Raw genomic sequence first — 14,601 nt, 5'->3', positions numbered from 1 at the left:
GCAAACATACACGCATCATTGTCCCGCTATGAATATGCTTTAGTAATTTAGAGTTATAGAGGTGATAATGATGACATTACCGCTTCATCGGAAGTGGCCTGCCGAGCCGGTGCTTGTCATTACGAAGGATGGCAGGCCATCCGCACCTATGCCAATGGCGCCGAGCTGTCGGAAATCCGCGGCGGCGGATCAAGGCTGCACGCCTCGGCATATAACGAAGCGGCGCGCGAGCAGTTTTTGTTCCGGATGGACGGCCAGGCCATTTACCGGTTGGCCTCGAAGCTGCTGCCGGACTTCACCAAGGAGCTGCTGGAGGCGGCCGGAGCGCGGATGGCTGACTTCCGCCTCGTCATCCCGCATCAAGGAAGCGCGATGACGATGAGGCTGCTGGGCAGGAAGCTCGGCATCGCCGAGGAGCAGCTCCTGTACATTACGCCGAATCACGGCAATACGATCGCGGCTTCGATCCCGATGGGCCTGCATGAAGTGATGACGCAGGGACGCCTTCGGCGCGGGGACCGCATCCTGCTGCTCGGGACGTCGGCGGGGCTGACGCTTGGAGGAATGATTATTGACTACTGAAGCGGAACCAGCCGCCGTGCTCATTACCGGAGGGAGAGCGCCGGCCGCGCTCGAGTGGGCTCGCCTCATGCATGCGGCGAAGTGCCGGGTCTATGTCTGCGACAGCCTGCCCGCTTATGTGAGCCGCTACTCGCGCGCCGTGGCCGGCGCGTTCACCGTGCCGGCACCGAGGTTCGGGGCGGAAGCGTTTGCCGATGCGGTCGCGGAGGCGGTGGCGAAGCATCGGATTGCGCTGGTCGTGCCGACCTGCGAGGAGATTTTTTATTTGGCCCGGCACAGCGAGCGGCTGGAGGAAGCCGGCGCCGCTTTGTTCGCGGACAGCCTGCCGGCTTTGCTGCGGCTGCACCATAAGGGGGATTTCATCCGGGCCGCCGCCTCCCGGGGCATCCGCGTTCCGGACACGCGCCTGATTGAGACGCCGGCGGACTTGAGGGAAGCGCTGTCCGCTTGGTCTGACCGGGAACGGGTCGTGCTGAAGCCGGCCTATTCCCGGTTCGCTTCTCAGGTGCAGATCGGCAGCCCCCGGCCGGGCCGCGGCCATATTCAAGCGCCCGCGAACCTGTCGCCCGCGAATCCGTGGGTGCTGCAGCAATATATCGATGGCGCGCCGATCTGCACCTACAGCATCGTGCGCCACGGGCGCGTGGTGGCGATGCGGCTTATGAGGCCCGCTATCGGGCCGGCCTCGGCGCGGCCGTTCAGTTCGCTGCGCTCGACCACCCGGGCGCGCTCCGCTGGGTTCGCCGCTTCGCGGAGGCCGAGCGGCTGACGGGGCAGATTGCATTCGATTTCATCGAGGCGCCCGACGGGACGCTGTTCCCGATCGAATGCAATCCGAGGGCGACGAGCGGAATTCATCTGTTCGCTTCGGAGGACGGGATCACGGAAGCGGTGCTGCGCGGCGCCGAACCGGATCGCGAACAGCGTGCGATCGCTCCCGCGGGCGGACGCCAGGCGATGATCGGGTTCGCGATGGCCGCGTGCCTGCTTCGCCGCGGATTGGCTTGGACGGAGCGCAAGGAAGCGCTGCGCGCGCTGTGCCGGAGCCGGGATGTGCTGTACCGGGCTCGCGATCCTTGGCCTGTCCTGGGGCAAGTTCCCGCGCTGTTCAGCCTGCTTCGCCTTGGATGGAAGCATGGCGTTCCGCCGACAGAAGCAAGCACAATCGATCTGGAATGGAATGGTGATGCGACATGAAGGCATTGGTAACCGGGGCGACGGGGTTTCTCGGCATGTGCCTGGCCCGGCGGCTGCATCAGTCGGGCTGGGATGTCACCGCCGTCGGCCGCGACAAGGGGCGGGGCGCGCTGTTAACAGCCGCCGGCATCCGCTTCCTTCCGTTGGATCTCTGCGACAAGGATGCCGTGGCGCGCGCGGGCGAACGGCAGCATGTGGTGTTCCACTGCGCGGGGCTGTCCACCGTGTGGGGGACGTATGCCGGCTTCTATGCGGGCAACGTCGCCGCCACCGAGCATATGATTGAAGCCGCGCAGCGTCACGGAGCGCAGCGGTTCGTATTAGTCTCGACGCCGAGCGTCTACTTCGATTTCAGCAACGGCGAGCCGATCCGGTTCGTCGACGCGGTGAACCGCTTGTTCGCGGAGATGGGGGAGACGCCGCGGTTCCGTCGCGTGCCGTACCGGACGGCCATCGGCATGGCCGCGGGAATGGAGGCGGCGTACCGGCTGTTCAAGCTGAACGGGGAGCCTTCGTTCACGCGCTATTCGGTCGGCGTCAGGAAGGAGGAGGCGATGGGGATCGCGCTGCGGGCGGATATTGAGTACAGCGCCGTGTTCTGCGATCATCTGCCGTTAAGCACGAGGCTCGCGTGGCGATCGCTCGCGAATCTGCTGACGCGCGTCGGCATTCCGGTGATGCGCAAATACAAGCTGTAGGGAAGGGGAGACCGATGGAAAAGACAATGCGCGATGGAGGCAAAGCGGCGGATCGCCCTGTAGCCTTGGTTACGGGCGCTTCGAGCGGGTTCGGCATGCTGGCCTCCGTGAAGCTGGCGGAACAGGGCTACCGGGTCATCGCGACGATGCGGGGTACGTCCCGGCCGGAGGCATTGGCCGCACTGGCGGCTGCGCGCGGCGTGGAGTCCCGCTTGGAAGTGCGCCGGGTCGATGTCACGGATGCGGTGTCCATCGAAGCGGCCGTGGCGCATGCGCTCGGCACCTATGGCCGAATCGACCTGCTCGTGAACAATGCGGGATACGCGCAGGGCGGCTATGTGGAGGAAGTGACGATGGAGCAATGGCGCGCGCAATTCGAGACGAACGTGTTCGGCGCGATTGCCGCCGCGAAGGCGGTGCTGCCCCATATGCGGGAGCAAGGCCGCGGCACGATTATCAATATCGGAAGCATCAGCGGCCGGATCGCGTTCCCCGGCTACGCGCCATATGCGGCGGCCAAGTTCGCGATCGAAGGCTTCAGCGAGTCGCTCCGGCTGGAAATGAAGCCGTATGGCGTCCATGTGACGCTGATCGAGCCCGGCTCGTATCCAACGAATATCTGGGAGAAAGGATTCTCGTCTATGGCGGCAGACGATGCTTCCCCATACCGGAGTCGTCTGGAGACCATCCTCCGCTTCTCCCGGCAAAGCGCATCCTCCAAGGCCGATCCATGGGAAGTCGCCCATCTGATCGGCCGCATCGCGGCGGATAAGCGGCCGCGCTTCCGCTATCCGATCGGGAGCGGGGCGCGCCTGCTCCTGGCCGCGAAGACGCTTCTGCCGTGGACGCTGATTGAGAAGCTGATCCTGCGCCTCCTTCGCTGAACTGGCCAGGGTGAGCAAGAGATTAGGGCTCTCTGCCAATGCTCTTTGTCAAAAAATTCGCTCGCTCTGTGCAACCTTGCATGAATCATCTCCGTCTGAGAGTGTGAAAAAGCGGTCAACCAATTGCGCAATTGGAGTCCATAATATGACCTGCACTCCAGAGAGGATGACATCGAATGAACAAAACCATTACCGCTTCCATCGCTTTGGCGATCGCTCTGATGAGCGCGCAACCTTTTGCCGCGCAGGCGAGCGCGATGAACGATCAAGGGACGGCAGTTCCCGTTGAGCAGGAACGTAATTTTTATGATGAATATGTGAAGCAATTCGTCCATAACGAGAACGGAGAAATCATCGGCACGACCCGCGAGACGAGCCTCAACAAGGACTGGCTGAAACTCGTCTCCGAGCGGTACAGCTTGACCGTGGACGGCCAGAACGTCGATGCCGGCGCTGTCCTGGACGGTAACTACCTCCTCATTCCGCTGCGGCCGGTCATGGAAGGGATGGGGTACGAACTGACATGGAACGCCAAGAATAAGTCGGTCGAAGCCGTGAAGGGCGCCCTATGGACGAGCGTGGAGCTGAACAAGGACCAGTACAACTACGCTAAGATGCCGATCAAGCTCGGCAAAGCTCCCGTGATCACAGAAAATAGGATGTACGTGCCGCTGCAATTTGCAGCCGAAGTGTTGAAGGCGCACGTGAGCTTGAACGAGCAAGGCGATGTCACGATACAGAGCCGGCCGGATCAGCTTCCGGAAGATTCCTTCGGGGGCATGCATTGGGTGATTGTCGTCAATGGCGAGGGCATCGGCGTCCCGTCTGAGGACGTATTCACGACGAACGATGACGTGATGGTGCCGGCGGAAGCGATCGGGAAGGCGCTTGGCTACACAGTCGAGCTTAATAAGGATACGGGCGCCTTCGAATTCGTGCGCGGCGCGAAATGGATCGCCTTGAAGGAAGGCGGGACGACGGCCGCCGTCGGCAAAATGAACGTCGAACTGAAAACGGCCCCGATCGTCAAGGACGGCAAGATCTATCTTCCGTTCGGCTCGCTGGCCGATGTCTTCGGCGTGAAGACGGGCATCGATCCGACCGGCGTCATAGGAATTCAAGAAGAGCAATCCGAATAGACAACAAGAGATAGAACATAACGAAGAAGATATGAAAAAGGAAAAGGAAAAGGCATGCTTGGGAGATCACCCCTTCCAGGGGAGAACTCGGGGCATGCCTTTTCTTCTGCCGCGAACATGCGAACGCTCCAGCCTGGAAGAGCTCCTGGTTGGAGGCAGGCGCATCCTGAACGTGCCTCTTGAGGTCTTGACCGTCATGGCAGGCTGCCGCCCGATGACTGTCGGCACGAATACGATGCCTTTGAGGACAGAACGGCAGATCTCCTCCCGCGAAAAAGTACAATAAACGTATCAACTCATTAGGGAGGGGTCAGCGATGCTGCTGGATACGAAAAAGAAAAAAATAAGCTTTGCCGTCATCATGCTCGCCGTATGGGGGGCGGGAGGCGTCATTTATGCAATCAAGGGAAGCCTCCTGCTCTCGATCGTGGCGTTTGCCGTGGCGCTTGGAATGGGATTCAAGCTCTATGGCGCCCTAAAACATCCGGACAAGTAAGGCAGGGTGGATGCGATGATACTGGAAGTGAACCATTTATATGGTTGGTATACGAAAAATAAGCACGTTATCGAAAATGTTCACTTGCGGGTCGAGGAGGGAACCATCTGCGCCTTGCTCGGCGCGAACGGAGCGGGAAAAACAACCTTGCTCCATATTCTCGCCTCGATTCACAGCCAATATAGGGGAGAGATTCGCTACTGCGGCGAGAAGCTGACTCCGGGCAATTCGTTGCGACTGAAGCGCCATCGATACTTTATCCCGGATCATCCGGAATTGTTCGATGAGATGCCGCCCATCGCCTTTATGGAACTGGTGCACCGCTTATACGGCAAAAGGCTTGACACAGCCCGGTTGGCGGAACTATGCGCGGCTTTCTCTTTCGATCCCTTCCTTCATCGGAAGATCGGAGCCCTGTCGCTCGGCAACAGACAAAAGACGGCGGTGATCAATGCGCTGCTGCTTCAATGCCCGCTGCTTATTATGGACGAACCGCTAGTGGGCCTGGACGCGGTGGCGATCGAGACCTTCTACGAGGAACTCAGGGCTTATGCGGCGCAAGGGAACGCGGTGCTGCTGTCCACCCACTTGTTCCCGATCGTAGACCATATCTGCGACCAAGCCTTCATTCTTCATCAGGGGACCATCAAGGAATGCGTCACGACAAGCGAGCAGCGCTCGGTAAAAGAGCGTTTCTTCCAGGTGATTGGCCATGAATAACCCGGCATCGGTGTTTCAAGTTCTGCTGCTCGACGAGACCAAGAATAAAAATTGGAGCAGGGAACTGTTCGCTATCGCTGCCGTCATGGCGGTCATCCTGTTCGTCATCCCCGCTCCGTATATTGCTCTCGGCCTCCAATCGCTCGGCACCCTTCTGAAGGGGACGATTGCGGCTGCGTTGTATTTATCGGCGCTGTCGTCCATCTCCAAGATCAGAGATCGGAAGTACAAGCTGCTGCTGTCTCTGCCGATAGACAAGAGAACGTTCATTTTCCAGTATGCGCTCGTGTTATGGATCAAGACCTATGCGCTTCGCGTCATGCCCATTGTCCTGTCTATTCTTGCCGTAAGCGCCTATAGCGGGAGGCTCACGCTTCTGCAATCCGTCTTGGCAGGGGCGGCATGCGCCATCGTCGGGTGGGCCGCTTCATTCGTCAGCATTGGCGCCGTTATTTTCGCTTATGAACGCGGCTTCCTGCGGTTCCCGTCCAGGCGATCGAGCATGAAGTTCAACTGGCTCAAGAGGGAATTCGTCCGCTTCGCAAGCGATAAAGTGCTCCTTGTGAATCATATCGGGTATTCCTTGTTTATACTCTTTTTCCTCTGGAACGCCGTTACGGTCTCCGATGCGGACAGCGAATTGGCGCTCTTCCTGTTGACTCTGCTGTCGACATGCTCGACGCCCGGCGTGTTGTTCTCCTATGAGAAGCCCTGCCGCGAGCTGCTGTTGTCGCTGCCGGTATCGGTAAAGAGCCTGTTCGCGGGGAAATATATATTCAGTCTTGCGATTACGCTGCCGCTGTATGCGGCTGCCTATGCGATCGTCCGCGCCTCACATCCGGCGGGGTATTCTCCAGGGCTGCTCGCCGTCATGCTGTGCTCGCTCGTTCTCATTACGTTCATCAAGCTGTATTACGACTATAAGCGGCCGAATTTCAACTGGAGCCACACCCGCCAGATGTTCGAGCATAAGCGCAAGTATGCGCTCTGGGCCATGTCGATGGCCGTATCGGCAACCTGGATGGTATACTCATATGTGTCGATACCCGGGATCATCGCTGCCCAATTGTTTTTGACGTGGGGCTTCCTGTTCGCGATTCGGAAGGGAGCAGACTCGGTCCGGGCAACCTAGAAAAGAGAAGCCGGTGGTGTAACATGGATATGAGCACGGCATGGATCATCGTTTTATTCTTCCTGCTGTTGTATATGCGGACCAAGGACATTGCAGCATCGCTGCTATTCGGCGTGCTGAACTATGTGAACTTTCTGTTCGCTCTGCAGATCAGCCACATCGTATGGTCAGAGCTGCTGAACATGCATCATCCGGCGGCAGAGCAGTTATTTTTGTTCGCGTTCATCGGAATCGTCGCTTATCTGATCGGGCGCTTGTTTGCGGACGGAGCGAAGCGGGAGGGCCGCGGCGAGCAGCATGTGTTTTCTTTGCGGCAGCGCATCTTTATTTCGTTCGGCAATATGTGCATGATCATGGGAGGGATATATCTTTCCCTTATCTTTTACCGGGACGCGACCGATGTGGACGGCATGCTTCTGCATACTCTGCTGCTGGTCGTGTATATCGCCGTCATTTTTACGAGTCACCGGTTATATACGTACACGTTCGCGAAGGAAATGGAGAAGCGGCAGATGGAGCGGGAATTGGGGCAGATGGAGGAGTATGCGGCCTCCTTGGAAGCGGTCCTGCATGATATGCGGGCATTTAAGCATGACTATGCCAACATTTTATCTACCCTCCAAGGGTTCATAGAGGAAGAGAACTATACGGAGCTGAAGCGATACTTCTATGATGATGTATGCGCGTATTCCGAGAAGCTGTTCCGGATGAATACGAGACTGTCCCTGCTCGGACATATCAAGAGCGCGCCGCTCAAAGGGGTCCTCTCCTCCAAAATGCTGCGAGCTCTGACGGAGCGAATCGATGTCTTTATCGACATTGCGGAAGACATTGACGAGGTGGACATGTCCGCGATTGATCTGTGCAGAATCATGGGGATTCTGATGGATAATGCGATCGAGGCGGCGCTGGAGACGCCGGAGCCGCGGGTCGAGCTTGGCATCGTAGCCGCGAAGGATTCCACGCTTTTCATTGTCAAAAACAGCTGCTCCGAGAAGATCCCTCCGCTTTATAAAATGTTCGAATACGGATTTTCCACCAAAGGAGAGAATCGGGGCCTCGGCCTGTCAACCGTGCGGGAACTGCTCGATCGCAAATACCCTCATGCGGCTCTGAACACGGAGATCGACCCTGCCGCCATGACATTCATGCAGCAGCTTCGGATCAAGAAGTTCCATCACGGGAAGGATATTTCGGGATAAAGGGGATTGCCTCATGTTGAGCGTCTATATATGCGAGGATAACACACGGCAGCGGGAACAGCTTGAACGAATCGTCACACATTCCATTATCAAGCAGAAGCTGGATATGAAGGTGGCTCTGGCTACCGGCGACTATCGCGAACTGGTGGAGCGGCCGGGACGTGACGGCACTCCGGCCCTTTTCCTGCTCGATATTGATCTGAAGGCCGATATGAACGGCATCCAGCTCGGCGGGCTGCTGCGCGACAAGTATCCGGACTGCTTGATCGTCTTTGTGACCACCCATTCGGAACTGAGCTATTTGACGTTTCAGTACAAAGTCGAAGCCTTTGATTTTATTATGAAAGATCATCCGGAGCAATTTCAGATGCGGTTGGAGGAATGCCTCCGCAAAGCATATGAACGCCATTTGAAGAAGGGGGCAGATCCCCGGAGGATTACGATTGAGACCGATGAATCCATTATCAATGTGAAATATGAGGATGTGCTCTTCTTCGAGACTTCTTCCTCGCCGCATAAAATCAAGCTTCATGAGCGGTACCGGCAGATCGAGTTCTATGGAACGCTGAAGGAGCTGGAGAAGCAGTTGGACGAACGGTTCTACCGCTGCCACAAGGCGTATATTGTCAATGTGAACAATATCCAAGAGATAGACAAGCTGAAGCGGGTGATCCATATGGTTAACGGAGAGACATGCTATGTTTCCTTCCGCTATTACAACGGGCTCGTGAAGGCGATGATGACCCAGACGGATAAATGAACGGAACACGGGACGCAACCCTCCGGCGGCATTACCGGAGGGTTGCGCCATGTATGGGAGCCGCCGCCTTACGCGCTCTGCTCCTTGGCGGCAGCCGCAGGCTTCGCCGGCGCGAACCTCCGGCCCGACAAGCTGGTTGCCACCATGCCGACGATGACGATGATCATGCCCGCCATCGACCAGCCTTGCGGGAATGTGCCGTTCAGCAGCAGCACCTCCCCCAGCACGGTGAACACCATGGTGCCGGATTGGGTCGATTCGACCGCTGCCAGAAGCATGTTATTGTGCTTCGCCATATCGGTGGCGAGGAAGAACAGCAGGCTGGCGATAACGCCGGAGCAGACGGCGAGCAGCAGCGCCTGCAGAAGCTGCGGACCGGTCGGCCAGCCGACGCTTGCCGTTCCGTACAGGCCGAGCAGCAGCGCTATCGGCAGGCTGCTGATCGCCATGCCCAAGGTGCGCTGGAAGGTGTCCAGCCTGCCGTGGCACAGCTCCATCATCTTGCGGTTGCCGAGCGGATAGAGGAAGGCGGCGGCGAGAACCGGAAGGAAGCCCGCCAGCAGATCGGACATCGTAATTTGCCCCGCTTCGGTCACTTGCATCAGGATGACGCCGATTAATATAATGACAGATATACGCAAGCTTTTATAGGGAATCGCTTGCCGCACTTTGCGCGGCCCTTCCTGCGCGGGCACGGTCACGAAAAAGAGCGGCGACAGCAGGGCTCCCGCCAGGATCGTGATCTGCCACGTTCCGGAAGTGAGCCAGGAAGGGGCGAAGACCGCAGCGAAGCTGAGCAGGGAGTAGAAGCCGACGCCGCCAAGCGTGCCCCAGAGCAGCCATTGCAGCGGGTGCTTGCGCATCTCGCGGAGCAGGCCCGCCAGGTTGCCGCGGAAGGCCACGATGGCGATCAGGAAGGGAAGCGCCAGCAGAAAACGGAGCGACGCGGTCCATGCCCAACTGGTGCCGGACAGATTCATGGCCCGATTGATAATAAAGGTCGCCGAGAAGAACAGCGACGATAATATGCCAACGATGATGGCTCTCATTTGTCTCACCTCATTGATAATCATTTTCATTCATCTACAGTAAAGAATAATAAACCATAACTAATAAAAAGTAAACTATAATATATTTCAAATCTCTGGTAAAGGTGTGGTGCGCATGAAGCCTGTCCATGAAGATGAGACGAAACTGCTGATGCAGTCGGTCGGCGGCAACCTCCGCAAGCTGCGGAAGGAGCGGAAGCTGAGTCTGGAGGAGCTCGCGGCGCTAACCGGGGTAAGCAAATTGACGCTCGGCAATATCGAGCGCGGGGACACGAACCCGACGATCGGGATGATGTGGAAAATTTCGAAGCAGTTGGAGGTCCCGCTAATGGCGCTGTTGAAGCCGGGAAATGCCGTGTCGATCTCCCGTGCGGGCGAAGGGCCGAAATATGACAGCGACCATCCGGGCTGGACGCTTGAGCCGATGTTCAGCGACGTCAGGGAAAAGCTGGAGATGCATCGTGCGTATGTACAGCCGCATACCGAATACATTCCGGAGAACCATCATGCCGGCACGATTGAGATCGTTACGGTGATGGCAGGGGCCCTCGAATTAACGATCGGCGACAAGACGTATGCGCTGCAAACCTTTGATTCCATCCAATTCTCGGCTTCGGAATCCCACCGCTATCATAATCCCGGCGCGGAGGAAGCGGTATTGCATTTAACGATGTGTTATCCTTGAGCGAGAGAATTTTAGCTTATACGGGCGCAAAAGCAATAGGTGTATACGGAAGCGGAGCTCCGCGGCCTGTTGACCGTCTTGACCGATGATCAGCAATTGTTCTATCGTATCGGCAGCGAGGGGGACTCAACTGTATTTACGCGGTCATTCTCCGTTCTGCCGATTGCGTTGATCTTGAGGCGCCACAGGCAAAAGCCATTTCTGGATCTTGCGGAATTCCAACAAGTGAAGCATTCATTGATAAGCTATGTTCAGGAGGAGAAGGATCTGCGGGGTTATGTGAATGAAGGAGGCTGGGCTCACAGCGCGGCTCATGCCGCTGATGCTTTGACGGAACTGGTGCGTGCAAGGAGTGCGATGCTGCGGCAAAGCTTGCGGTTCTTGCCGCAGTCCAGGGAGTGCTGCACAACGGCAAACATATTTTCAACGAGGAAGAGGATGAGCGGCTCGCCTCCATCCTGGATGCGATGATTGATCAGGGCCTTCTACCACACCAGGAGATCGTTGATTGGTTAAGCGGCGTGGCCCAATGCTGCAGTCGGCCGAGAAGCCGGAGTCAGAGGATCGCCCAGGTGAACAGCAAAAACGTGATCCGCTGCCTTTTTTTCCGAAGAAAGCAGGATTGCAACAATGGCCTGGCGGCTGCCTTGGTTGCCGCCGAGGCGAAATTGAACCGATTTGCGGTATGACAAAAAAGACTCTGGCGGTTACATAGCTGCCAGAGTCTTTGCTTGTTCCATCATCGATCCGGATGATGCCACCGGCAAGCGGTGGATGGTTATTTCAGGCCGGCTGCCTACGCGAATGTTCACTCCGGTCTGGCCCAAGCCTTCACTGATATAGAATGGTTTGCCGTCATAGACATGCAGGCCTTTGATCATATTCATGCCGACCAGCTTTCCCATGGCCGCCAAATGATACGGCTTCGGCCAATGGATCTGTCCTCCATGAAAGTGGCCCGATAGCAAATAATCAAACCGATAGCGTCTCATGTTCAGCACAATATTCGGATCATGCGTAAGCACAAGGCGGTATCCGTGCTCGATCCCTTGGAAGGAAGCGGCAAGATCGCTTCGCTCCGTGCTGGAGTCATCGATCCCGATAATATTGAGCCGCGTTCCGTTGATGTCAATCATGACATTTTCGTTCCGCAGCGTTTTACAGCCGTTCCGCTCCAAGGTTTGCTGCAACGAAGCAAAGTCCTTCCCTTTAAGCACATAATCATGATTCCCGAACACCGCGTACATGCCGTATTTCGGCTGGAGGCGGTTCAGCACCTTCAGGTAGGGGACCAGCTTCGGTATAGAGCGGGTCCGATCGAGAAAATCGCCCGTAAGCGCAATGAGATCAATCTGTTCGTCTGCAAGCTTGTCGAATAATTGATGCGGCGAAATCGAGATGTTCTCCAGATGCAAGTCCGACAGATGCAAGACATGAATGGCCTGTCCGGAACGATTCGGTTCCTTGCTCTCCAGGCTGATCTTGTTCATATTTACTTGCCGCGTATTCAGATGAGCTTTATATATAAGGTATGCCAGCATAGCCACAATGATTGCGATAAACATAAATAATAGCATAGCTTAAATCTCCTTTCTATATACCAGTATATAAGGTTCGGCAGGTCCATGTCTGCGGTAATTCATGGAGTGGATGGTATTCCGTCTTCGATCTATGTTCTTTGATGTATGGCGGCCGGTGATTTGGCGCAAATTAAACATTCAAGAGGAAGCTTGGCTGCGGAGGAAAGGACATGGCCACAAAAGTTCTGTTACTGCCCTTTTTGCAAATCAAAATGGGACATCATCAAGCCGCCGATGCGCTGGCGGAGCATTTGCTGTCGATCGATCCGTCCATCGAATGCGACATCGTTGATATTTTGGACTACAGCTACGGCAGACGCGTGGAAGGCTTGGTGTCCTCGACCTATTTGAAATGGATTCACTTCCTGCCGCTCACTTACAGCTGGATGTACCGCAAAAGCTGCGGCTCCCAGCTCCGCACTAAGAGGCGTTACCGTCTCTATGAGATGATCTTTATGAGAGGCATGCAACAATTGATACGGGAAAGGCAGCCGGATTGCATCCTGTGCACTCATGCGCTGCCGTCTTACTTGCTTGATCGCTTGAAACGCAAAGGCCTGCTTTCCATTCCGGTAATCAATGTGTATACGGATTTCTTTATCAATGATGTGTGGGGGAGGGACGGAATCGATTATCATTTCGTTCCGGATGCGCATATCAAGGACTGGCTGACCAACCGATCCGTTCCGGCCGAGCATATTTTCGTCACCGGCATACCGGTGCATCCGCAATTCACCGCTTCGCGTCCGGAACGGAAGCAAACCAATTCCGAATTCACGGTCTTGATTACGGGGGGAAATCTCGGCGCGGGGGTCATGAAATCGATGTGCCGCACGATCGGGAAGGCGGAGGGAGTGCGCTATATCGTGTTATGCGGGAAGAATAAAGCGCTATATCGCCATTTGAAGAAGAAAAACTGCCCCAGCATCATTCCGATGCCTTATATTGAATCGAGAGCGGAAATGAATGATTTATACAATCAGGCCGACGCGGTACTGACCAAGCCGGGGGGAGTAACGGTTAGCGAATGCTTATATAAAAAAATGCCGATCCTGGTCTACCATGCCTTGCCCGGGCAGGAAGAAATCAATCTGCGGCATCTCCTGGATCTGCAATTGATCGTTTATGTGAAGGATTGGGCCAAAGAGACGATGGACAAGCAAATCAAGCTGGTCCGGAATACAGCGGTCATGGATCGTCTTACGGAGCAAATGAATGCTTACCACCGGGAAATATCGGATCTGAGATCAACGCTTCGCCATGTTCTCAAACAGCAGTAAAAGATCAGAGCTGCATTTGCTTACTAAGCCGCATGATAGCGGCTTTTACACCAATGGCATCTTGTTCAGCTACTATGCCGAAGCGCCGTTTATTTTTATTGAATTTTTTCGGATGACCCCGGGGTTGTTCGGTTTTTTCGGTATTTTGGTAGCGATGTCTTCCATATTCGGGGCGATGTTGTCGAAAAAAATGGTCGCGAGATTTCCGGCGGAACGCATCATCCTGATGGGCTGTACCGTGACGGCTGTCGGAGCTGCATGCCTTGCGGGTCTCGCTCTGTATGGAATCAGACCGTCCGCTGTCTTCTTGGTTCTCATGGCAGCCTGCATCTTTATCCTCTTGCTGGGGATAGGGATGGCGATTCCGAACTGCCTGAGCTTGGCGCTCGTCCATTATGGCGATGTGCTTGGTACGGCGGGCGCGATTTTCGGATTAGGTTACTATGTGGTGGTCAGTCTGATTACGAGCGGCATGAGTTACTTGCACAATGATTCTTTACTCACGATGCCTGCTTATTTTCTCGCGTTGGCCCTCATGATGCTCCTGATCAGCCGTCAAGTGGCGAGACACGGGACGAAGTAACTTTTGGGAATTTGAATAAGTAACGAAGAAGGGGCTGTCTCATAAGCAGTATTTAGCTACAGCGAGACAGCCCTCCTGATTCTCAAGCCTCGACTTGCCGAAAAATGCAAATAAGCAGTTTTCCCGTATGATGTTTACTCCGTTACAGGCATTCCTGCAAAACCGCATGAATTTCAAGCCAATGCAATAGATAGAAAGCAAAAATCTGCGGAAATATTGCGCTATTGCAGGAATTTCGTAAAATATCGCACTAGCGTTGCATCGAGCGGTTAGTTCATAATCTAATTTCAATTAACATCAATATATGATATATATTTACATCTGCAATGTCCGCGCTAAGTCTAAAAAAGTCGAGCTGGAAATAGACCCTGCGCGTTATCCATTATATGTAAAAGTATTTTTCGTTTGTCATTACCTCACAATCAGTTTCGGTTTCATCGACTTCGTTGCCTTTTTCGGACGTCTCCCATTTCGCTTTGGTCGTCCCCTAGATGTTCGGGTCGGCTTGCGGTTGAGTGCAGCGATCAAATTTTCCCATGGTTTTTCCGCATAGATGCGAATCAACTGAAGGAGATCCCATGTCGACTTATTACAGTCCAATGTTAGTTTAATTA

The 14,601-nt window shown here is 55.5% G+C and carries 14 protein-coding genes and 2 pseudogenes; 14 read left to right on the top strand and 2 right to left on the bottom strand.

Features of this window, described 5'->3' with window-relative positions; all coding sequences use genetic code 11:
- Positions 1–93 precede the first annotated feature (93 nt).
- From ABD76_RS03460 to ABD76_RS03415, 10 genes are all read left to right on the top strand, one after another.
- Entirely contained in the window at positions 94–582 is a 489-nt protein-coding gene (locus ABD76_RS03460) for a 3-oxoacyl-[acyl-carrier-protein] synthase III C-terminal domain-containing protein (protein ID WP_338125026.1), read from the top strand.
- A complete protein-coding gene (locus ABD76_RS03455) occupies positions 572–1,351 on the top strand; it encodes an ATP-grasp domain-containing protein (protein WP_197254318.1) in 780 nt (259 codons plus the stop codon). The genes ABD76_RS03460 and ABD76_RS03455 overlap by 11 nt, the downstream gene beginning before the upstream one ends.
- Before the next feature lie 424 nt (positions 1,352–1,775).
- Positions 1,776–2,477 (top strand): NAD-dependent epimerase/dehydratase family protein, encoded by a 702-nt coding sequence (locus ABD76_RS03450; protein ID WP_242069341.1) that lies wholly within the window; start codon positions 1,776–1,778, stop codon positions 2,475–2,477.
- Positions 2,478–2,491: 14 nt separating this feature from the next.
- Positions 2,492–3,361 (top strand): SDR family oxidoreductase, encoded by an 870-nt coding sequence (locus ABD76_RS03445; protein WP_197254316.1) that lies wholly within the window; start codon positions 2,492–2,494, stop codon positions 3,359–3,361.
- Between the two features lie 176 nt (positions 3,362–3,537).
- Positions 3,538–4,500, top strand: coding sequence for a stalk domain-containing protein (locus ABD76_RS03440; protein WP_197254314.1), 963 nt, complete (start codon positions 3,538–3,540; stop codon positions 4,498–4,500).
- Positions 4,501–4,816: 316 nt separating this feature from the next.
- Complete coding sequence (locus ABD76_RS03435) at positions 4,817–4,996, top strand: hypothetical protein (RefSeq protein WP_197254312.1); 180 nt, start codon at positions 4,817–4,819, stop codon at positions 4,994–4,996.
- 15 nt (positions 4,997–5,011) lie between these two features.
- Positions 5,012–5,716, top strand: a complete 705-nt coding sequence (locus ABD76_RS03430; RefSeq protein WP_197254310.1) for an ABC transporter ATP-binding protein — start codon at positions 5,012–5,014, stop codon at positions 5,714–5,716.
- A complete protein-coding gene (locus ABD76_RS03425) occupies positions 5,709–6,848 on the top strand; it encodes a hypothetical protein (protein WP_197254307.1) in 1,140 nt (379 codons plus the stop codon). The genes ABD76_RS03430 and ABD76_RS03425 overlap by 8 nt, the downstream gene beginning before the upstream one ends.
- Before the next feature lie 23 nt (positions 6,849–6,871).
- A complete protein-coding gene (locus tag ABD76_RS03420; protein ID WP_197254305.1) occupies positions 6,872–8,050 on the top strand; it encodes a sensor histidine kinase in 1,179 nt (392 codons plus the stop codon).
- Positions 8,051–8,063: 13 nt separating this feature from the next.
- Positions 8,064–8,810 (top strand): LytR/AlgR family response regulator transcription factor, encoded by a 747-nt coding sequence (locus ABD76_RS03415; protein WP_197254304.1) that lies wholly within the window; start codon positions 8,064–8,066, stop codon positions 8,808–8,810.
- A gap of 68 nt (positions 8,811–8,878) precedes the next feature.
- Here the strand turns inward: ABD76_RS03415 and ABD76_RS03410 are convergent, their stop codons facing one another.
- On the bottom strand, positions 8,879–9,859 hold the full coding sequence (locus ABD76_RS03410; RefSeq protein WP_197254303.1) for a DMT family transporter: 981 nt from the start codon (positions 9,857–9,859) through the stop codon (positions 8,879–8,881).
- 115 nt (positions 9,860–9,974) lie between these two features.
- Between ABD76_RS03410 and ABD76_RS03405 the strand changes: the two genes are divergently transcribed.
- On the top strand, positions 9,975–10,544 hold the full coding sequence (locus ABD76_RS03405; protein ID WP_197254302.1) for a helix-turn-helix domain-containing protein: 570 nt from the start codon (positions 9,975–9,977) through the stop codon (positions 10,542–10,544).
- 39 nt (positions 10,545–10,583) lie between these two features.
- Positions 10,584–11,233: pseudogene (locus ABD76_RS29230) on the top strand (DUF2785 domain-containing protein).
- 18 nt (positions 11,234–11,251) lie between these two features.
- Here ABD76_RS29230 and ABD76_RS03395 read toward each other — a convergent pair.
- Positions 11,252–12,121 carry a metallophosphoesterase gene (locus tag ABD76_RS03395; RefSeq protein WP_197254301.1) on the bottom strand — a complete coding sequence of 290 codons (870 nt, stop codon included), beginning with the start codon at positions 12,119–12,121 and terminating at the stop codon, positions 11,252–11,254.
- 173 nt (positions 12,122–12,294) lie between these two features.
- Here ABD76_RS03395 and ABD76_RS03390 point away from each other — a divergent pair, with 173 nt between their 5' ends.
- On the top strand, positions 12,295–13,404 hold the full coding sequence (locus ABD76_RS03390; RefSeq protein ID WP_197254300.1) for an MGDG synthase family glycosyltransferase: 1,110 nt from the start codon (positions 12,295–12,297) through the stop codon (positions 13,402–13,404).
- Between the two features lie 49 nt (positions 13,405–13,453).
- Positions 13,454–13,987 (top strand): annotated as a pseudogene (locus ABD76_RS03385) (MFS transporter); the annotation flags it as partial.
- Positions 13,988–14,601 lie beyond the last annotated feature (614 nt).

Source organism: Paenibacillus dendritiformis (genome assembly GCF_015845845.1).
GTDB lineage: Bacteria > Bacillota > Bacilli > Paenibacillales > Paenibacillaceae > Paenibacillus_B > Paenibacillus_B dendritiformis_C.
This window is presented reverse-complemented; position numbering and strand designations above follow the sequence as displayed.